Here is an 18,761-nt window from a genome sequence, read left to right as displayed (position 1 = left end):
CCCCAGGAATGTAAGGAGGGGCCCCACCGAAGAATTTCGGTGGGGCCCCTCCTTCACTGCAGCCAGGTGACTTACGCGTTGAGCTTGCGGTAGTCGAAGACCGTGTCGATGATGCCGTACTCCTTGGCCTCATCGGCGGTGAGGATCTTGTCGCGGTCGGTGTCAATGCGGACCTGCTCCGCGGTCTTACCGGTGTGTCGCGACAGGGTCTCCTCCATGAGGCGGCGCATGCGCTCGATCTCGGCGGCCTGGATCTCCAGGTCGGAGACCTGGCCCTGGGTGCCCTGGGTGGCGGGCTGGTGGATGAGCACGCGGGCGTTCGGCAGTGCGGCGCGCTTGCCCGGGGCGCCGGCGGCCAGCAGCACGGCAGCGGCGGAGGCGGCCTGGCCGAGGCAGACGGTCTGGACGTCGGGGCGGACGTACTGCATCGTGTCGTAGATCGCCATCAGCGCGGTGAAGGAACCACCCGGGCTGTTGATGTACATGGTGATGTCGCGGTCGGGGTCGAGGCCCTCGAGCACGAGCAGCTGCGCCATGATGTCGTTGGCGGAGGTGTCGTCGACCTGGGTACCCAGGAAGATGATGCGCTCCTCGAAGAGCTTCGCGTACGGGTTGGTCTCCTTGGTCCCGTAGGCGGACTGCTCGATGAAGCTCGGCAGAACGTAACGCGACTGGGGCATCTGGAATCCGTTGTTCATCATTTCTTCTCTCATATTCCCTAGTTGCTGATCGGGCCCTCAGCGTGGCTGATCACGTGGTCGACGAGGCCGTAATCCTTCGCCTGCTGGGCGGTGAACCAGCGGTCGCGGTCGGAGTCGATGGTGATCTGCTCGAAGGTCTGGCCGGTGTGCTCGGCGATGAGCTCGGCCATCTCGCGCTTGGTCTGGGCGAACTGCTCGGCCTGGATCGCGATGTCCGCCGCGGTACCGCCGACGCCGGCGGAGGGCTGGTGCATCATGATGCGCGCATGGGGCAGTGCGTAACGCTTGCCCTTGGTGCCGCCGGAAAGCAGGAACTGACCCATGGAGGCGGCCAGGCCCATGCCGTAGGTTGCAATGTCGCACGGGGAGTACTTCATCGTGTCGTAGATGGCCATACCGGCGGTCACGGAGCCACCCGGAGAGTTGATGTAGAGCGAGATGTCCCGGGTCGGGTCCTCCGCCGACAGCAGCAGGATCTGGGCGCAGATCTTGTTCGCGATCTCGTCGTCGACCTGCTGGCCGAGGAAAACGATGCGTTCACGCAGCAGTCGCTCATACACCGAGTCGCCGAGGTTCATGCCCGCTCCCGGGGACGTCATCCGGATCTGATCAGTCATGTCAGTCAAACTCCTGTGTCTCTGAAATGTCGATGGCTCCCAGGGTACTAGCGCTTCACTCCGGATCGCCCTTCTGTTCGCTGACAGCGTCGCCACCGGGTTCATGCTGCACCGATCGATACCCCTGGGAGTACGTTGGGGACGACAGTTACCCCCCAGGGCATCCCGATCTCAGCGGAGTGCACCCACCAATGTGTAGAGCAGTCAACTGCCGGATCTGCGGAAAAACCACCTGGGCCGGATGCGGACAACACATCCCAGCGGTCGAGGCCACGGTGCCCGCCGCGCCTGCCCCTCCCGGAGGCCGCCTTCGGCCACTCGTCCCATACCCATGTGCAGGAGAACACCCACGTCGAAATCAGCTCCCCGAGGTGGCCAATACAGAGAGCGCCCCACCGGCTGAACCGGTCGGGGCGCTCTCCGTCGTGCGGGGGAGGTGAGGCTTAGGCCTCTGCCTCGGCGGTCTCTGCCTCGGCGGTCTCGGCCTCAGCGGCCGGCTCCTCTTCCTCGCCGAAGTACTGGGCGGGGTCGATCTCATTGCCGGCCTCGTCCTTGACGGACACGCGGCAGATGGCGGCGGCCAGGGCCTTGCCGCGGCGGACGTCAGCGAACAGGTTCGCGATCTGGCCGGACTGCTGCAGCTGGCCGATGAACTGGTTCGGGTCCATGCCGTAGGACTGCGCGGTGAACAGGATGTGGTCGGTGAGCTCCTGCTGGGAGACCTCCGGGGCCTCCTCCTCAGCGAGGGTGTCCAGGAACAGCTGGGTGCGGACAGCCTCCTCGGAGTCCTGGCGGGACTGGGCGTCGAACTCCTCGCGGGTCAGACCCTGCGCCTTGAGGACCTGCTCCAGTGCGGCCTCGTCGTGGGCCATCTGGCCGAGCAGCTGGTGGAGCTGCTGGTGGACCTGCTCGTCGACGACGGACTCCGGCAGCGCGAACTCGGTCTTGGCCAGGGCGGCCTTGAGGACCTCGTCGCGGATGGCGGCGGCCTGCTCGGACTTCTTGGACTCGGCGACCTGAGCCCTGGTGGCCTCGCGGAGCTCCTCAGCGGTGTCGAACTCGGAGGCGAGCTGTGCGAACTCGTCGTCGAACTCGGGGAGCTTGCGCTCCTTGGTCTGCTGGACGCGGACGGAGACGGTGGCCTCCTTGTCGGCGTGCTCACCGGAGACGATCTTGGTGGTGAACTCGTTGTCCTCGTCGGTCTTCATGCCGCGCAGGGCGGTGTCCAGGCCGTCGATCAGGTCACCCTGGCCGATCTCGTAGGACAGGCCCTCGGTGCTGGCCTCCTCGACGATCTCGCCGTCAACGGTGGCCTTGAGGTCGATGATGGCGAAGTCGCCGGTCTTCAGCTTGCGCTTGGTGTCCTTGAGCTCGCCGAAACGGCTGCGCAGCTTGTCGATCTCCTCGTCCACGGCGGGGTCGTCAACCTCGATGGCCGGGACGGTGACCTCGATGCCGGAGAAGTCCGGGACCTCGATCTCGGGGCGGACGTCGACCTCGGCGGTGAACTCGACGAAGTCGTTGTCCTCGATCTTGGTGATGTCGACGCTCGGCTGGCCGATGGCGACGATCTCGTTCTCCTCGATGGCCTGCTGGTAGCGGGTCGGGAGCATGTCGTTGACGACCTGCTCGAGGATCGGGCCACGACCGAAGCGGGCGTCGATGAGCTGGCGCGGGGCCTTGCCCTTACGGAAACCCGGAATGGACACCTGCTGGGCGAGTGCCGTGTACGCCTGGTCAATCTCAGTCTCCAGCTCCCCGAAAGGAACGTTGACTGTGAGCTTTACACGGGTGTCGCTCAGCTTCTCGACGGAACTCTTCACGAGTGACTCTCCTGGTTTCACATTGAATAACAGTTCATCTGGAACCGGCTTGCGCCGGACCCTACGTCGGGGCGACAGGATTTGAACCTGCGACCCCCTGCTCCCAAAGCAGGTGCGCTACCAAGCTGCGCCACGCCCCGTAGGTGTGAAAGACATTCTACCGACCGCATCAAACAGGGTCCGACATTGGGGGTCCGATAAGGGTTTGTGTCGACCTTCCGCCACACCCCGGGCCGGGCCATCCCCCGCGCCGGCTCCACCAAAAAAGATGCCCTGCGGCAGGGTCGGAAACCATGCGGCAGGACATCACGTGGAGGGAATGACGGGAATCGAACCCGCGTCTTCAGCTTGGAAGGCTGAGGTATTAGCCACTATACGACATTCCCCTGCTTGTGCCGGATCAGTGTAGCGCATCCCCCGGCATTCCGAAAATCCGGAACTTAATGCCTGCCAGGTACGTTGAACTGGGTGACAATAAGACTGCACACCACACCATCTGACCGCGTACGGAAGTGACTTGACCCAGTGGAACTCCTTCTCCTCCTGCTGATCATCGGCGGCGGCGCCGCCTATTTCATGAACCGCTCCAACAAGCAGAAGACCGCCGACCTCGAGGCCACGAAACTCGCCGACGCCCAGGCCGAGGCCCGCCGCTGGATCGAGCGCCTCGGCTCTCAGGTGCTGACCATCGCAGGCAGCGACGCCGCCTCCACCCAGGCCATCGCCGACGCCTCGGAACGCTACAACGCCGCAGCCTCCGCCATCTCCCAGGCGACGACGGTCAGGCAGGCGGAGCTGGCCCGCGAATCCGCACTCGAGGGGCTGCACTACATGAATGCTGCCCGCGAGATCATGGGCATGACCCCGGGGCCGGAGCTGCCGCTGCTGGAGGGCCAGCGCAACGCCGGCAAGGTCACCGAACGCCGCACCATCGAGCAGGATGGTCAGACCCTGACCGCCTCCCCGGTGGCCACCGACGAGACACCGAACTACTACCCCGGCGGAAACGTCGCGGGCCGTCCGGTGCCGGCCGGCTGGTACTCCCGGCCGTGGTGGGCGGACGCCATGGCCACCGGCATGTGGACCGCGGCGTCGATGATGATGTTCTCCGCGATGTTCTCGGGCATGGCCGGTGTCGGCTACGGCGCCAACGCCTGGGAGTCCGGCTACGGCGAGGGCTACGAGGAGGGACTGGCCGCCGACGGCGAGGACATGGGCGGCGACATGGGTGGTGATATGGGTGACGCTGGCGACGGCGGTGGTTTCTTCGGCGGCGACGGCGGGGGCCTTTTCGGTGGTGGTGGCGACGACGGCGGCGGCTTCTTCGACGGCCTCGACTTCGACTTTTAGGCGTACCATGCGGTGGTATGGCACCGCAGATCCCCACCATCACGCTCAATGACAACACGTCGATCCCCCAGCTGGGGTTCGGCGTGTTTCAGATTCCGCCGGAGGACACCGAACGTGTGGTCTCCACGGCGCTGGAGGCCGGCTACCGGCACTTCGACACCGCCGCCATCTACGGCAACGAGGAGGGCGTCGGGAAGGCGCTCGCGGCCTCCGGCATCCCGCGGGACGAGTTGTACATCACCACGAAGCTGTGGAACGACCGTCACGAGGATGCGGAGGCGGCATGCCACGAGTCCCTGGAACGCCTCGGGCTGGACCGGCTGGATCTCTACCTCATCCACTGGCCCTGCCCGGCCCAGAACCGTTATGTCGAGGCCTGGCAGCAGCTCGTTGAGCTCCGGGAGCAGGGGCTGAGCACCTCAATCGGCGTGGCCAATTTCCTGCCCGGGCACATCGACCGGCTGGAGATGTCTTCCCGGGTCACCCCGGTGCTCAACCAGGTCGAACTGCACCCGGCGTTCCAGCCGTGGAAGGACATCGACGCCGCCCGGGTCCACGGCATCAAGGTGGAGGCCTGGGCACCGCTGGGTCAGGGCCGCAACGATGTGCTCGAGCAGCCGGAGGTTGTCGACGCCGCCGAGACCCACGGCGTCACCCCGGCGCAGGTGGTCATCCGTTGGCACCTGCAGAACGGGGTGATCCTCATCCCGCGTTCCTCCCGCCCGGAACGGATCCGGGAGAACATCGACGTGTTCGGCTTTCAGCTCAGCGAGAACGAGATGTCCGCCATTACTGCACTGGACGAGGGTGAGGCCGGTCGGGTCGGAACACACCCGCTGGATATGGAGCCTTAGCCAGTTTCTGGTTGACCGCGACCCACCGGCCGTCGCGGTACTCCAGGGCCCCTTCGTCGGCGAATTTCTCCAGCCAGCCGGTCATCGGCCAGAAACCCCAGATCTCGTGGAAGATCTCGGCGTTGCGCAGGATGTCGTGGAAATGCTCCCACGGCGGGTCGGAAACCGGATGCCACTGGTGGTAGGCATGCGCCCCACCGACCCAGATGAGCGGAATGCGGCGGACCCGCAGGTGCTGGGCGAAGTCGGTGTCCTCTGCCCCGTAGCCGGTGTAGCTCTTGTCGAAACCGCCGAAGATGCGGCGGATGCTCCGCCACAGGGCAGTGGTCACCGCGAAGGACAGGGACCAGAAGAGCTCGTAGTCGTGGCCGTCGGCGAACAGCAGCGTGCCGGCCGGGGGGTTCGGGCGCCCCGGATGCGGGTCGGGTCGGTCGGTGCGGGTGTCACCGTCCCGCAGGTAGGTGACCGGGCCGGCGACGACAGCTTCGGGGTGGGCGTCGAGCGCCAGCCGGTACTGGTCGAGCAGGTCCGGACCGGGCAGGCAGTCCGCGTCGAGGAAGACGATCATCCCCTCCCCACCGGGATCGGCCTTGGCGGCGACGTCGCCCCCGAGGTTGCGGGCACCGGCGAGGGAGAACTCCCCCAGGGCGAGGACCTCGGAATCGGGCAGAGCCTCGGCGAGGACATCGGCGTCGCCGAGCGCGATGACGAGGTGCCGCACGCCGGGTGGGAGCGCCGCAGCCTGACGGGAGACATGCCGCAGCCTGCGGGCATTGGAGAGGGTCACCACAGTCACTGGGGAATTCACAGCTCAGCCACCTTCCGGATTGCTTCGGCCGCACGAGAGGCCGCACCGGAAGTCTGCCACCGGTGCCACGTGCTGTCCAACGATTGCGCCTGTTCCAGCAGGCCCGGCCATGCCGCGGGCCCGGGGAAGTCATGGGCGACGACGGCGAGGCCGGCGGCGTCGAGAAGCGAGGCGGTGGCCCGCTGCTCGGCGAAGGGGCGCTCCTGCGGCAGGATGACCGCCCTGGCCTGCGCGGAGGCGATGTCCGCCACCGAGTTCTGGCCCGCCGCGGAGACCACCACATTCGCCGCCGCCAGCCACGGCATCGGATCATCGACGAACCGGTCCCGGCCGAGGAACACGAAATCCCGGCCGGGGCAGGCGGCCCGCACCTGCGCCCACTGCCCGTCGGTCCACCCGGTCCCGCCACGACCGGAGAGCACCACCACGTCACAGTCCGGGACCGGCCCGGCGGGCTGCCCGAAGCGGGAGATCCCGCCCACGGGGTGAAGGCGGTCCGCGTGCGGATGCAGGTGGGCAGGTACGGGCACCCAGTCCGGCCAGGCGGCGATGATGGCGTCGGCCTGGCGGTAGGCGAGCTGGTGGGCGGCATCATCCCGCACGCCGGGCATGGCGAGGGTGACCACAGGCACGCCGAGGAGCCGGGCGAGGAGGGCGACCTCCACGGAGACATCGACGTAGAAGGCCGCCGGGCGGTGCTCATCGATCCAGGCGGCGATCTCCGCCATCCGGCGGGTCAGCCCGGCGCGCCGGTACGGCACGTAGTGGAGGGTGCCGCGGGCCGTGGTATCCAGGGCCGGGGCACCGGGTGCGGCATCATCCGCGAGCACGACGTCAGCGGTGGCATCAGTCGACAACAGCTGCGCCTCCGCACCCAGTTCCGCCATGATCGCCCGGCACCGCTGGAGGTGGCCGCGTCCCTGGTGGTGGGCATAGAAACCGATCACCGCTCCACCACCTCCCGGTAGAAACCGAGGTAGCGACGCGCCACCTCGCTGAGGCTGTGGTGGCGGGTCACCCACTCCCGGACCAGACCCCGGTCGAGGTCGGCGGCGGCGAGCACCGCCGCCGCCAGCGAATCCACGTCATCGGGTTCGGCGAGGCATGCGGGTGCCCCGGAGAGGATCTCCCCCAGCCCACCGCGGCGGAAGGCCGCCACCGGGGTGCCCGCGGCCATCGCCTCGAAGGCGACCAGCCCGAAGGGTTCCTCCCAGCGGGGGGTGACCACGCAGACCCGGGATCGGCCGACGAGCGATTTCAGTGCCTTGTGGTCGAGAGCGCCGACCCAGGTCGCGGCCTGCCCGGTCATGCGCGGCACGATGTGGGTGGAGAAGTAGTGGTGGTCGCCCACCCGCCCCGCGAAGACGAGGGGGATGCCCACCCGCCGGCAGGCGTCCATGGCCAGGTGCAGGCCCTTCTCCGGGACGATCCGGCCGAACCACACCGCGTGCTGCCCGCCGGGGCCGGGCTGCCAGCGGATGGTGTCCACCCCGTTGGGGATCACCGTCGCCGGGGTGGGCAGCACCCAGTCGGCGGCGGTGGTCGCCGAGACGGCCGCGAACCGGCCCGCCTGTTCCCCAGCCCCGGCGATGGCCTCCTGCATATCCGCCAGCGCGGGCGTGTGCAGTGTGGTCATCAGGGGTAGTTCGGCCGTGGGGTGGAACAGGTGCGGGGTGAGACTGTTGTTGTGGATGATGTCGTAACCACCGGCCGACAGGCGCTGCAGGAGCGCGCGGAAGGCCGCGTCCTCGGCCTCCCGCGCGCCGGGCGGGTAACCGGTGTCGCTGGCGGCCAGGGGCAGGTCCGCCCAGTCGACACCCGGCAGTTCGAAGTCGGTGACGTGCCCCTGCGAACCCCGGGCCGCGAAGAGGTCCACGGTGTGGCCCATGTCGCGGACCGCGCGGACCAGGGTGTGGCAGAAGGCCTCCATCCCACCCGCATAGGGCTCGCGGATGGGATAACGCGCCGGTGCGATCAGGGCGATCCTCCGGGTGCCCCGGGTGGGGCTCATCGACCCACCACCTTCCGGTAGATCTCCCGGTGGGCCGCCCGGATCTGGCGGAGCTGTTCCACCCGGTCCCCGGCGTAGGGTACGGGCCCCCGCTCATACAGCGCTATCAGGGCACGGGCGGCGTCGAGCGGGTCACCGGTGCGGTACTTCTCGACACCCCGCGGGTCATCCGCCTGCCCCTCGTACATGCCGCAGTCCGGCACCGCCACCGTGACGCCGAGGTCCCGGCACATCTCCAGCCAGCCGGAGTGCGAACCCCGCTGGTAGGGCAGCAGCACGGTGCGACAGGCGGCGACGGCGGCGTGGAGGGTGGCGTCCGACATCGGCGAATGGACCCGCAGCTCCAGGTACCCGGCGGCCTGTTCCTCCCCCAGCGAGTGCAGGATGTTCGCGGCCGCCGAATTCTCGTGGAGATGGATCCGCAGCGGCCGGCCCAGCGCGCGGTGCACTGTCCGGCCCAGAATCCGGTAGAAGACGGGGTCGGCGACGACGTTGCTGCGCAGCGACTTGAGGAATACCCCCACCGCCTCCCCGTGGCCGGTTCCGGACGGTGGGTCAGCGACCACCCGGGGATGCGGGATCACCTGCGTCCCGGCGGGCAGACGGCGGGCGGCCTGCCCGGTGAGGGTGAGGTGGGCCGCGGCGGCGTCGACAAGCAGACGGATCTTCTCGTGGTGCCCGCTCTGGTCGACCAGATGGGGGTTGTCCAGGTCGTGGACGGTGACCACCAACGGCACCCCACGACGCCGCAGCGCCTGCGTGAAGGCGACCGTCTGCTCCGGACTGAGATGGTCGAAACCGAAGTGGAGGTGGACCAGATCAGGCAGTTCATCCTCGGGCAGCTGCCCCCACCATTCGGCCTCCAGCGCAGGGTGGGGCCACCAGTGGCCGTCCACATCGGGGTCCGGCAGATATGCCGCATCATCGGGTCTGACCGCGGCGGTGTAGACGTGACCGGCCGGAATGGACAGGACCTGTAGTCCTCTGCCCGCCTGATGCATTCCGATCCTTTCTCCATGAAACACATAAGCAGTGATGAATTCTACTGCAAAAAATCCACTGTAGCCGTTTCTCACCTGCAGTTCAGCGGAAGAGCCGTTCCCGTTGCTAGATTGACGCCATGACCTCACCGACTGATCTGGCCCGCCGCCGACACTACGGCAGTTTCTACCGGATCAGCCCAGTGCCTGGTGCTTCCGGGCGCCCCTTCGTCACGGTGCTGGGCAACTGCCAGGCAGAGTCACTGCGCCTCCTGCTGGACTCCTCCGGGCTGGTCGACTCCTTCCGCATCCCACCGGTGCACGAATTCACCGCCGAGGACGTCGACCTGCTGCGGGAGGTGCTCGCCCGCACCGACGTCCTGGTGACCCAGCCTGTCCGCCCGGACTACCGCGATCTCCCGGTGGGCACGGCACAGCTGATGGAGCTGCTGCCGGCCGGCGCCCGGACGGTGACCTACCCGGTGCTGCGCTGGGACGGCCTGATGCCCTACCTCGCGATCGTGCGTGACCCCGCTGATCCTTCGCGTAATCCACCCGTGGTCCCGTACCACGATCTGCGGATCCTGGTGGCCGCCTCCCGGGGGCTTGACCGCCCCCTGGATCCCTGCGCCTCCGCTGCCGCCCTGCGCGCCGCCGCAGAACTGTCCGTCGGGCAGCTGCGCAGCCGCGAGACACACCACGGCACCGTGGTCATCTCTGATGTCCTGGAGACCTCCCCGCAGTGGCACACGATCAACCACCCCGACAACGCCACCCTTGCCGTCCTGGCGCAGCGGGTGCTCGACGAGATCATCCCCGGCGGCACCGTCACCGCCCCCGCCGACCGGGAGATGCTCGGCGGGCTGAGCGCCCCGCTGGATCCCGGCGCGGCCGGAGCCCTGGGGGTTGACGTCACCGGTCGGGAACTGTGGCGCGCCGGGGGAACACCGCTCGATCCCGGGGAGCTGGTGGCCCGGCAGCTCGAGTTCTACCGCCTGCACCCGGGCCTGGTGGCGGCTGGTCTGCGCCGTCATGCCGAGCGCCTTGAGCTGCTGGGGCTGGGCCGATGACCGGGGCAGGCACTTCCCAGGTCACCCATCTCATCGTCGGCCCGGACGGGCACGGCGTGACGGAGTATGCGCTGGCCCTGGCCCGCCACACCGGTGGTCACGTGGTGCGGGACATCGGTCCCCTGCCGTCCGGTCCGGTGCACGTCACCTTCACGGACCATCTCTTCGGTCCGGGTCCGGCGGAGGCCGTCGAGCGGGTGCTCGACCGGTGCGCCGGGCATCCGCTCAGCGTCAGCCTGCACGACATCCCCCAGCCACAGGAGGGGGCGGAGCGTTTCGCCCGGCGCCGCCCCGCCTACCTCCACCTGGCCGGGGAGGCGGACCTGGTGGTGTGCAACTCCCGGCATGAGTCCGCCTTCTTCGATTCGCAGGTGGAGGTCATCCCGCTGCCCGTGCCGGCCGTCGACTCCCCCTACGATCCCGGGCCCGGCACGGTGGGCATCCTCGGCTTCATCTACCCGGGCAAGGGCCATGACGATCTCATCCGGGCGCTGGCGGGCACCGGGCTGGAGATCCGTGCCCTCGGCGGTGTCAGTGCCGGTCACGAGGACTGGGCCGCCCACCTGCAGGACCTGGCCGCCGAGTGCGGTGTCCGCCTGTCCATCACGGGTTACCTGTCCGAGGAGGAACTCGCCGTGGAGATGGGCCGGATCGCGGTGCCGGTGTGCGCCCACCGCCACTACTCCGCCTCCGGTTCGCTGATGACCTGGCTGGGGGCCGGACGCCACGTCCTGGTCAGCGATTCCCCTTATACCCGGGAGATGGCCGGGCGGTGGCCCGGGCGGATCGGGATCGTCTCCGACTGGCGGGAGGCCCTGCTCCAGGCCGCCGCCTCCCCCACCCCGCCGGTGGGGGCCGCCACCGGGTGGGACTGGCCGGAGGTTGCCGCTGAATGGCGGTCCCGCTGGGCGGGGCTGTGGCCGGCCGTGAGCGTGGTCATCCCCTACTACAACGATGCGGAGGGTCTGCGACGGGTGGTCGCCGCGGTCCGCACCCAGGATTACCCGGGGGAGGTGGAGATCATCATCGCCGACGACGGTTCCTCCACCCCACCCCCGGAGCTGGGCTGCGTGGTGGTCCGCCAGGAGGACCACGGTTTCCGGGCGGCGGCCGCCCGCAACCTGGGGGCCGGGGCCGCCTCGGGTGAGGTGCTCGCCTTCCTCGATGGCGACACCGTCCCCGGCCCCGGTTACCTGCGTGCGGTGGTGCCCCATGTGGTGGCGGACCGGCGGGCGGTGGTCGTGGGTTCCCGGCTGACCGGCCCGGAACACAGTGAACCTGCCTGGCTGCGGCAGGCCTGGTCCCGGACGGGGCATCTGCACCGGGCGGATGAGACCAGCTGGCGTTTCATCATCTCCGCCGTGCTCACCTGCTCGAGGTCCTTCTTCGGGGAGTTCGGCGGTTTCGACCCCACCTTTGTCGGCTACGGCGGGGAGGACTGGGAGTTCGGCTTCCGCGCCTGGCACACCGGGGCGTGCTTCGTCCACGAACCCCGGGCCACCGCCACCCACGACGAGCCCGACTGGGGCCACCGCGGCTGCGACCCCGTCCGGCAGGTGGAGGAGAAGAACGCTGAGACGACCGCCCTCGCCCAGCGCATCACCCACCCTTCGGCACGCCCGGCCGGCGTCATCTTCCCCACCGCCGACATTGCGGTGGCCGTTCCGGACTTCCGGGAACCCGGGGTCAGGGAGATCGTGATCGCGGGCTGGCTGCGGGCCGGGGACGTCGCCGTGGTGCCCACCGGGCCGGTGCCGGAGATCTTCCGCGCCGACCCCCGGGTGCGCACCGTCACACGGGGTGAACGCATCAGGTTCGTGCTCGACCGGCCGGTGGTGCCGGCCGGTCCGGTCGCGGATCTGGTGGACCGGATCTGTGCGACCGGTGGCGACGCCGAACTCCTCATGGAGGGGGAGGTGGCGGCGACGGCACGGACGCGGCGCCGGGCGGCGCTGGGTGGCCGGACCGTCCCGCTCGACGTCGACTGGGAGGTCATCGAGGGGCCCCGGCGGCTGGAGCGGGACTTCGCCGGTTGGTGAACGGGCCGGAGAATCGGGGACAGAAAAACCCCGCACCACAGGGGTGCGGGGTGAAGCAGACCGGACTACTGCTCGGGCAGGGCCGGGGCGATGCCGGTGCGCTCGTAGTCGGCCAGGATGTCGATGCGGCGCTGGTGACGCTCCGCCTTCGACCACTCCTGCTCGAGGAAGGCGTCGACGATGGCCAGTGCCTCCTCCTCGGAGTGCATGCGGCCGCCGATGCCGATGAGCTGGGCGTTGTTGTGCTCGCGGGCCAGGCGGGCGGTCTCCGGGGACCAGGCCAGGGCGCAGCGGGCACCCGGGACCTTGTTGGCGGCGATCTGCTCGCCGTTGCCGGAACCACCGAGGACGATGCCCAGGGAACCCGGGTCATTCACGGTGCGGGAGGCGGCCTCGATGCAGAAGGCCGGGTAGTCGTCATCGGCATCGTAGGTGTGGGCGCCACAGTCAATGACGTCGTGGCCCTGCTTCTTCAGGTGCTCGGCGATGATGTTCTTCATGTCAAAGCCGGCATGGTCTGCTCCAAGATATACGCGCATGCCCCGGATTCTACCCGGATCCGGGGACCGGCCCGTGAGCCACCCGGAGCAACCGGCCTGCTAGACCTGCGGGCCCTCGGTGCGGGAGCGCTTGATCTCGAAGAAGTAGGGGTACCGGGCGAGACGCACGGCGGCGTCGAAAATCTCGCCGGCCTCCTCACCCGTGGGCACGCGCGTGATCACGGGGCCGAAGAAGGCGGTGTCACCGAGCTTGATCACCGGGGTGCCCACCTCATCGCCGACACCGTCCATGGCGGACTGGTGGAAGGCACGCAGCTTGTCGTCGACCTCCTCGGTGTTGGCCACCTCGGCGTAGGAGGCGTCGAGTCCGACCTCCTGCAGGGCACGGACGATGAGCTCGTCATAGGCGCCGAAACCCTTCTTCCCGGCCTCCCTGCCGGCATGGAGGATGGTGCCCAGGGCGGTGTAGAGATCGTCGACCTTCCCGGGTTCCTCGGTGGCGACCTTGGCGAATACGCGGGCAGGCCCCCAGGCGGCCTTCATCATCTCGGTGTAACCCTCCTCCAGGTCGCGGCCGTCATTGAGGACCGCCAGGGACATGGGGGTCCACTCGACGGTGATGTCGCGGACCTTCTCCACCTCCTTGACCCAGCGGGAGGTCTGCCACGCGAAGGGGCAGGTGACGTCGAACCAGAAATGAACGTTGTTTGTGGTCATGGCCCCCAGGATAGGTGGAGATTAGGCTGAGGGTGGCCACCGTCCGCCCCAGTGCCAGGAGACCTGCCCATGACCTCGACCAACCTCACCCGCGATGAGGCGGCCCACCGCGCCCGGCTGCTCACGGTGGACAACTACGACATCAGCCTGGATCTGACCGGTTCCGACACGGAGTTCTCCTCCGTCACCACCGTGACCTTCACGGTGCGGGAGGCGGGGTCGACGTTCATCGATCTGCGGGCCAGCCGGGTGGCCGGGGTGCAGCTGGACGGCACCGACATCCGCCGTCAGGCACTGACCCTGGACGGGCAGGGTTACGACGAGACCCACGGCATCGCGCTGGAGAACCTGACGGTGGGCCAGCACATCCTGCGGGTCACCGCCACCTGCCCCTATTCCCGGACCGGTGAGGGGTTGCACCGCTTCGTGGACCCCGCGGACAACCTCACCTACCTGTACACCCAGTTCGAGACCGCCGACGCCAAGCGGGTCTTCGCCTGCTTCGACCAGCCGGATCTGAAGGCCACCTATGATATTTCCGTGACCACGCCGACGGACTGGAAGGTCATCTCGAATGCGCCGCAGCGGACGGCGCGTGCGGGCGGGCATCTCGTGCACCGCTCGCGGATCGCCTATCCGCTGTCGACCTACCTCATCGCCCTGTGCGTGGGCCCCTACCATGAGGTCCACTCCACCTGGGAGGGCACGCTGACCCATCACCCGGAGACCCCGCCTGACCAGCCGACGGAGCTGAGCGTGCCCATGGGGCTGTACTGTCGACGTTCCCTGGCGGAGCATCTGGACGCCGACCGGTTGTTCCGGGAGACGAAGCAGGGTTTCGACTTCTTCCACGCCCATTTCGGCATGGCCTACCCCTTCGGCAAATACGACCAGGTCTTCTGCCCGGAGTTCAACATCGGCGCGATGGAGAACGCCGCGTGCGTGACCATCAGGGACGAGTACGTCTTCACCTCCCGGGCCACCCACTACCGCTACGAGCGCCGCGCGGAGACGATCCTGCATGAGCTGGCGCACATGTGGTTCGGTGACCTGGTGACCATGCAGTGGTGGGATGACCTGTGGCTCAACGAGTCCTTCGCCACGTGGGCGGCGGCGCTCTCCCAGGCGGAGGCCACGGACTACACCACGGCGTGGGTGACCTTCGCCAATGTGGAGAAGTCCTGGGCCTACAGCCAGGATCAGCTGCCCTCGACGCACCCGGTCCTGGCGGACGCCACCGACATCGAGACGGTGGAGCAGAACTTCGACGGCATCACCTACGCCAAGGGCGCGAGCGTGCTCAAGCAGCTGCAGGCCTATGTCGGCCGGGATGATTTCCTCGCGGGGGTGCGCCGGCACTTCGCCGACCATGCCTGGGGCAACGCCACCTTCGATGAGCTGCTCGGTGCGCTGCAGACCGCCTCGGGCCGGGACCTGTCCGGTTGGGCGGAACAGTGGTTGAAGACCACCGGCATCAACCGCCTCTCCCCCGTCTTCGAGGTGGCCGACGGCCGCTACACCTCCTTCGCCGTGGCGCAGGCGGGTGCCGAGCCCGGCGCGGATGAGCTGCGCACCCACCGCGTGGCCGTCGGGTTCTATTCGCTTGTCGACGCCCACGTGGTCGCCACCGACCACGTCGAGCTCGACGTCACCGGTGCGTCGACCCCGGTCCCTGAGCTGGTCGGTGTGGAGCAGGCCGATCTGGTGCTGGTCAACGACGATGACCTCACCTACTGCCTCATGCAGCTCGACCCGGGCTCCCTGGCTTTCGTGGTGGACAACATCGACCGGATCGTCGACCCCATGGCGCGTACCCTGTGCTGGTCGGCGGCCTGGGAGGCCACCCGGGAAGGCGGGATGAAGGCCCGGGACTTCATCCGTCTGGTCGCCCGCGGTGCCGGCGCCGAGACCGAGCTGGCGGTGCTGGAGCGCATCCTCGGCCAGGCCACCACGGCGCTGCGCACCTACGCTGACCCCTCCTGGGCACACGGCCAGGGCCGTGACCTGCTTATCGACGCCTTCCTCGCCGGCGAACACGAGGGCACGGAGGAGACCTCGCTGGTCTTCGCCCAGGCGGTGACCCGCCTGCCGCTCAACGACGCGGCGGCCGACCATCTGGAGCAGGTGCTTGCTGATTCGCAGGATGCCGAGCTGCGCTGGCTGGCCCTGGCCGCACTGGTCGCCTATGGCCGGGCGGGGGTGGAGGAGATCGACGCCGAACGTGGCCGCGACCGTTCCGCGACCGGCGTCCAGGCCGCCCTGCGGGCCGAAGCCGCCGTCAACGACCCGGATGTGAAGAAGCGTGTCTGGGCGGAGATCGTCGCCGGTGACCTGTCCAACCTGGCGGCCCGACACAAGATGCAGGGTCTGGTCTACCCCGGTTCCACGGAATCCCTCATGCCGCTGGCCGAACCGTATTTCGACGTGGCCATGAAACTGTGGGAGAACCCTTCCACCGAGATGGGCCTGAATTCCCTGACCGGCCTGTACCCGGTGTGGGACATCTCCACGGAAGGGCTGGCGCGTGCCGACGCCTTCCTCTACCACGATCTCCCCGCCGGCCTGCGCCGCATCATCGCCGAACAGCACGACCGGGTCGCGCGCGCCCTGCGCAACCGGGCGGTGGACGCCGACTGAGCACAGAGGGTCAGATGAAGAAACCTTCATCTGTGTTTCATAGTGGCTTCACAGCGTGATCCCATAATGGAGGCGACCACGGGAGATCCCTTCCCCGCGCCGCCTCCCGGAAAGGACCGTCATGTCAACGATCCGCCGCTTCGCCCCCCTGCTGGCCATATTTGCCCTGCTCGTCTTGATCGGGGCCGGTGGGGCGACGCTGGCCAACAACAACCAGTCCCCGGACATCGACCCGGCAACGGCGACCCTGAACGTCGAGGAGGCACCGGCCACCGTCACCAGCACCGCGCCCCCACCCGAGGCGCAGCCCGCCCCGGCTGAGCAACCGGCAGCCCCGGCCCCGGCCCCGGCCCCGGTGCCGGTGCCTGCTCCGGCGCCTGCGCCGCAGCCGCCGCTGTACTACCAGGACTTCGACGACGACTGGGACGACGATGACTGGGACGACTGGGACGATGACGATTGGGACGACTGGGATGACGATGACTGGGACGACGACTAGACCGCGGCAGCCCCTGCAGGGGCTGACGGGTTCGCTGCGGTGGCGGATCGTCATCTGGATCACCGCCGTTGTCCTGGTGGCACTGACCAGCGTCGTCGTCCTCACCCGCTCGGTGCTGCTCTCAGAGGTGGCCAACAGCGCCAACGCGGCTGTGGAGCAGGAGATCGAGGAGTTCCGCCGCTTCGCCGCTGAGGGCACCGACCCGGAGACCGCCGCGCCCTTCGCCTCTCCGCAGCGCCTGATCCAGGTGTATCTCGCGCGGCAGATCCCGGACGACAACGAGTTGATCGTAGGCATGACCGAGGGCACGCTCATCCAGATGGACCTCACCGGCACCGGCCGCCGCCACCCGGATCCGCTGGTGTCCACGGAGCCGCTCGTTGATGAACTGCTCTCCCCCACCACCGTCTCCGGGGTCTTCGATGACCCGGACCGCGGCCGCACCCACTGGGGGCGCGTCGACCTGGAGTCCGACACCGGTCAGCCCAGCGCCCACCTGGCGGTGGCCTATTTCACGCAGGAGAGCCGGCAGGCGGTTAACGCGCAGGTGCGGCTGCTCTCGGTGATCGGCCTGGGTGGGCTGGCGGCCTCGGTGTTCATCGCGTGGCTGATCGCCGCACAGATCCTCGCCCCGGTGCGCAAGGTGCGGGAGGTGGCGGCGTCGATATCCAACTCGGATCTCACCCGGCGCGTCCCGGTGCAGGGCCGGGATGAGATCGCCCAGCTGGCGACGACCTTCAACGCGATGCTCGACCGCATCGAGGCCGCCTACCACGACCAGCGGACCTTCGTCGATGACGCAGGCCATGAACTGCGCACCCCGATCACCGTCGTCCGTGGACAGCTGGAGCTGCTGGAATCCTCCCCACCGGAGGAGCGTGCCCGGTCCATCGCGCTGGCCACCGCTGAGCTGGACCGCATGTCGCGGATGGTCAATGATCTGCTCACCCTCGCGGTGGCGGATGCGGGGGATTTCCTGCACCCGGCGCCCGTCGACGTCGCTGAAATGGCCATCGACATCGAGGACAAGGCCGTGACCATGAGCGACCGGATCTCGCTTATCGACGTCGCCGAGGGCACCGTCGTCCTCGATGAGCAGCGTGTCACCGAGGCGGTGCTGGAGCTGTACAACAATGCCCTGCGCTACAGCGAGGGCAGCATCGACCTGGCCACCGACTTCATCGGTGAAGGTGCGGACCGGAGGTTCCGCATCTGGGTCCGCGACCACGGTGAAGGGATCCCCACGGAGAAGCGCGAGCACCTTTTCAGCCGCTTCTCCCGTGGGGAATCCTCCGGCACGCAGCGCCCGGGTGGGGCGGGCCTGGGCCTGTCGATTGTCAAGATCATCGGTGAGGCCCACGGCGGGCGGGCGTTCGTCGAGTCCGCCCCCGGCCTCGGATCCATCTTCGGGCTGGAGATCCCCGCCCCGGAGGAGTCCCTTTCAGAAGGAGCAGACCAGTGAGCAGAATTCTCATCGCCGAGGATGACCGCGGCATCGCCGATTTCATCAACCGCGGCCTGACCTCGGCCGGCTATGCCTGCGATGTCGTCGACTCCGGGGCGGCGGCCTTCCACATGGCCCGCTCCGGGGACTTCGACCTCATGATCCTCGACCTGGGTCTGCCCCACATGGATGGCGCAGAAGTGCTTGAGGAGCTGCGTTCCCTGCGGGTCAGCCTGCCCATCATCGTGCTCACGGCGCGGACCAACCTTGAGGCGCGGATCCGCAGCCTGGAGGGCGGGGCCGACGACTACATGCCCAAGCCCTTCCAGTTCGCGGAGCTGCTGGCCCGGGTGCGTCTGCGCCTGGCGGACAAGGCCAATGTCGGCGACGAAGGCGGGGCACTGCTCACCCGCGGGGAGCTCTCCCTGGACCTGCGGACCCAGAAGATCCGGATCGGGGAGAAGTCGAAGGATCTCTCCCGCCGGGAGTTCGGGCTGCTGGAGACCTTCATGCGCCATCCGGGGCAGATCCTGTCCCGGGCGCAGCTGCTGAGCATGGTGTGGGGCATGGACTTCGATCCCGGTTCCAACGTGGTGGACGTCTACATCCGGACCCTGCGCAAGAAGATCGGGGCGGAGCGGATCGAGACGATCCGGGGTTCCGGTTACCGGCTGGTCTGAGCGGGCCCCTGGCGCCGGAAAATGTCACATA

General features: G+C 68.4%; 18 protein-coding genes and 2 tRNA genes. 9 read left to right on the top strand and 11 right to left on the bottom strand.

Annotated features, from left to right (window positions below; all coding sequences use genetic code 11):
* Positions 1-71: 71 nt before the first annotated feature.
* Both NYP18_RS11935 and NYP18_RS11930 read right to left on the bottom strand, forming a co-directional pair.
* Entirely contained in the window at positions 72-698 is a 627-nt protein-coding gene (locus tag NYP18_RS11935; protein ID WP_126120928.1) for an ATP-dependent Clp protease proteolytic subunit, read from the bottom strand.
* Positions 699-718: 20 nt separating this feature from the next.
* Entirely contained in the window at positions 719-1,318 is a 600-nt protein-coding gene (locus NYP18_RS11930; RefSeq protein WP_259428424.1) for an ATP-dependent Clp protease proteolytic subunit, read from the bottom strand.
* Positions 1,319-1,344: 26 nt separating this feature from the next.
* Here NYP18_RS11930 and NYP18_RS15630 point away from each other — a divergent pair, with 26 nt between their 5' ends.
* The gene (locus NYP18_RS15630) at positions 1,345-1,758 is read left to right on the top strand and encodes a DUF8730 family Cys-rich protein (RefSeq protein ID WP_500784496.1); all 414 of its coding nucleotides are present in this window, start codon (positions 1,345-1,347) and stop codon (positions 1,756-1,758) included.
* 3 nt (positions 1,759-1,761) lie between these two features.
* Here NYP18_RS15630 and tig read toward each other — a convergent pair whose 3' ends face one another.
* The 3 genes from tig to NYP18_RS11915 all read right to left on the bottom strand — a co-directional run bounded on the left by tig (position 1,762) and on the right by NYP18_RS11915 (position 3,527).
* The gene (gene tig, locus NYP18_RS11925) at positions 1,762-3,141 is read right to left on the bottom strand and encodes a trigger factor (protein ID WP_259428423.1); all 1,380 of its coding nucleotides are present in this window, start codon (positions 3,139-3,141) and stop codon (positions 1,762-1,764) included.
* Positions 3,142-3,207: 66 nt separating this feature from the next.
* Positions 3,208-3,281 (bottom strand) — tRNA-Pro (locus NYP18_RS11920).
* Between the two features lie 171 nt (positions 3,282-3,452).
* Positions 3,453-3,527 (bottom strand) — tRNA-Gly (locus NYP18_RS11915).
* Positions 3,528-3,666: 139 nt separating this feature from the next.
* Here NYP18_RS11915 and NYP18_RS11910 point away from each other — a divergent pair.
* Positions 3,667-4,491 (top strand): DUF1542 domain-containing protein, encoded by an 825-nt coding sequence (locus NYP18_RS11910; RefSeq protein ID WP_259428421.1) that lies wholly within the window; start codon positions 3,667-3,669, stop codon positions 4,489-4,491.
* A gap of 17 nt (positions 4,492-4,508) precedes the next feature.
* Positions 4,509-5,345, top strand: coding sequence for an aldo/keto reductase (locus NYP18_RS11905; protein ID WP_259428420.1), 837 nt, complete (start codon positions 4,509-4,511; stop codon positions 5,343-5,345).
* Here NYP18_RS11905 and NYP18_RS11900 read toward each other — a convergent pair.
* The 4 genes from NYP18_RS11900 to NYP18_RS11885 are packed head-to-tail and all read right to left on the bottom strand — an operon-like array spanning position 5,281 to position 9,165.
* A complete protein-coding gene (locus NYP18_RS11900) occupies positions 5,281-6,153 on the bottom strand; it encodes a glycosyltransferase family 2 protein (RefSeq protein WP_259428419.1) in 873 nt (290 codons plus the stop codon). The genes NYP18_RS11905 and NYP18_RS11900 overlap by 65 nt on opposite strands.
* The gene (locus tag NYP18_RS11895; protein WP_259428418.1) at positions 6,150-7,100 is read right to left on the bottom strand and encodes a hypothetical protein; all 951 of its coding nucleotides are present in this window, start codon (positions 7,098-7,100) and stop codon (positions 6,150-6,152) included. Before NYP18_RS11895 ends, NYP18_RS11900 begins: the two co-directional genes overlap by 4 nt.
* Complete coding sequence (locus NYP18_RS11890; RefSeq protein WP_259428417.1) at positions 7,097-8,164, bottom strand: glycosyltransferase; 1,068 nt, start codon at positions 8,162-8,164, stop codon at positions 7,097-7,099. Before NYP18_RS11890 ends, NYP18_RS11895 begins: the two co-directional genes overlap by 4 nt.
* Positions 8,161-9,165 (bottom strand): glycosyltransferase family 1 protein, encoded by a 1,005-nt coding sequence (locus NYP18_RS11885; protein ID WP_259428415.1) that lies wholly within the window; start codon positions 9,163-9,165, stop codon positions 8,161-8,163. The genes NYP18_RS11890 and NYP18_RS11885 overlap by 4 nt, the downstream gene beginning before the upstream one ends.
* A 119-nt stretch (positions 9,166-9,284) precedes the next feature.
* Between NYP18_RS11885 and NYP18_RS11880 the strand changes: the two genes are divergently transcribed.
* Together NYP18_RS11880 and NYP18_RS11875 are read left to right on the top strand one after the other, a co-directional pair.
* Positions 9,285-10,214 (top strand): WcbI family polysaccharide biosynthesis putative acetyltransferase, encoded by a 930-nt coding sequence (locus NYP18_RS11880; RefSeq protein ID WP_259428414.1) that lies wholly within the window; start codon positions 9,285-9,287, stop codon positions 10,212-10,214.
* Positions 10,211-12,253, top strand: coding sequence for a glycosyltransferase (locus NYP18_RS11875; RefSeq protein ID WP_259428413.1), 2,043 nt, complete (start codon positions 10,211-10,213; stop codon positions 12,251-12,253). The genes NYP18_RS11880 and NYP18_RS11875 overlap by 4 nt, the downstream gene beginning before the upstream one ends.
* Before the next feature lie 65 nt (positions 12,254-12,318).
* Here NYP18_RS11875 and NYP18_RS11870 read toward each other — a convergent pair whose 3' ends face one another.
* Positions 12,319-12,792, bottom strand: coding sequence for a ribose-5-phosphate isomerase (locus tag NYP18_RS11870; RefSeq protein ID WP_259428412.1), 474 nt, complete (start codon positions 12,790-12,792; stop codon positions 12,319-12,321).
* 60 nt (positions 12,793-12,852) lie between these two features.
* The gene (locus NYP18_RS11865) at positions 12,853-13,470 is read right to left on the bottom strand and encodes a mycothiol-dependent nitroreductase Rv2466c family protein (protein ID WP_259428411.1); all 618 of its coding nucleotides are present in this window, start codon (positions 13,468-13,470) and stop codon (positions 12,853-12,855) included.
* A 69-nt stretch (positions 13,471-13,539) separates the two neighbouring features.
* Here NYP18_RS11865 and pepN point away from each other — a divergent pair, with 69 nt between their 5' ends.
* From pepN to NYP18_RS11845, 4 genes are all read left to right on the top strand, one after another.
* On the top strand, positions 13,540-16,107 hold the full coding sequence (pepN, locus tag NYP18_RS11860) for an aminopeptidase N (RefSeq protein ID WP_259428410.1): 2,568 nt from the start codon (positions 13,540-13,542) through the stop codon (positions 16,105-16,107).
* A gap of 121 nt (positions 16,108-16,228) precedes the next feature.
* Positions 16,229-16,606 carry a hypothetical protein gene (locus tag NYP18_RS11855; protein WP_259428409.1) on the top strand — a complete coding sequence of 126 codons (378 nt, stop codon included), beginning with the start codon at positions 16,229-16,231 and terminating at the stop codon, positions 16,604-16,606.
* The gene (locus NYP18_RS11850; RefSeq protein ID WP_259428408.1) at positions 16,587-18,068 is read left to right on the top strand and encodes a sensor histidine kinase; all 1,482 of its coding nucleotides are present in this window, start codon (positions 16,587-16,589) and stop codon (positions 18,066-18,068) included. The genes NYP18_RS11855 and NYP18_RS11850 overlap by 20 nt, the downstream gene beginning before the upstream one ends.
* Positions 18,065-18,730 (top strand): response regulator transcription factor, encoded by a 666-nt coding sequence (locus tag NYP18_RS11845; RefSeq protein WP_259428407.1) that lies wholly within the window; start codon positions 18,065-18,067, stop codon positions 18,728-18,730. Before NYP18_RS11850 ends, NYP18_RS11845 begins: the two co-directional genes overlap by 4 nt.
* The last annotated feature ends 31 nt before the right edge of the window (positions 18,731-18,761 follow it).

This window comes from Corynebacterium lemuris (assembly GCF_024919295.1).
In the GTDB taxonomy this organism is placed as follows: Bacteria; Actinomycetota; Actinomycetes; order Mycobacteriales; family Mycobacteriaceae; genus Corynebacterium; species Corynebacterium lemuris.
Note: the sequence above shows the minus strand (reverse complement) of the source record. Positions and strands in the feature narration are given on the sequence as shown.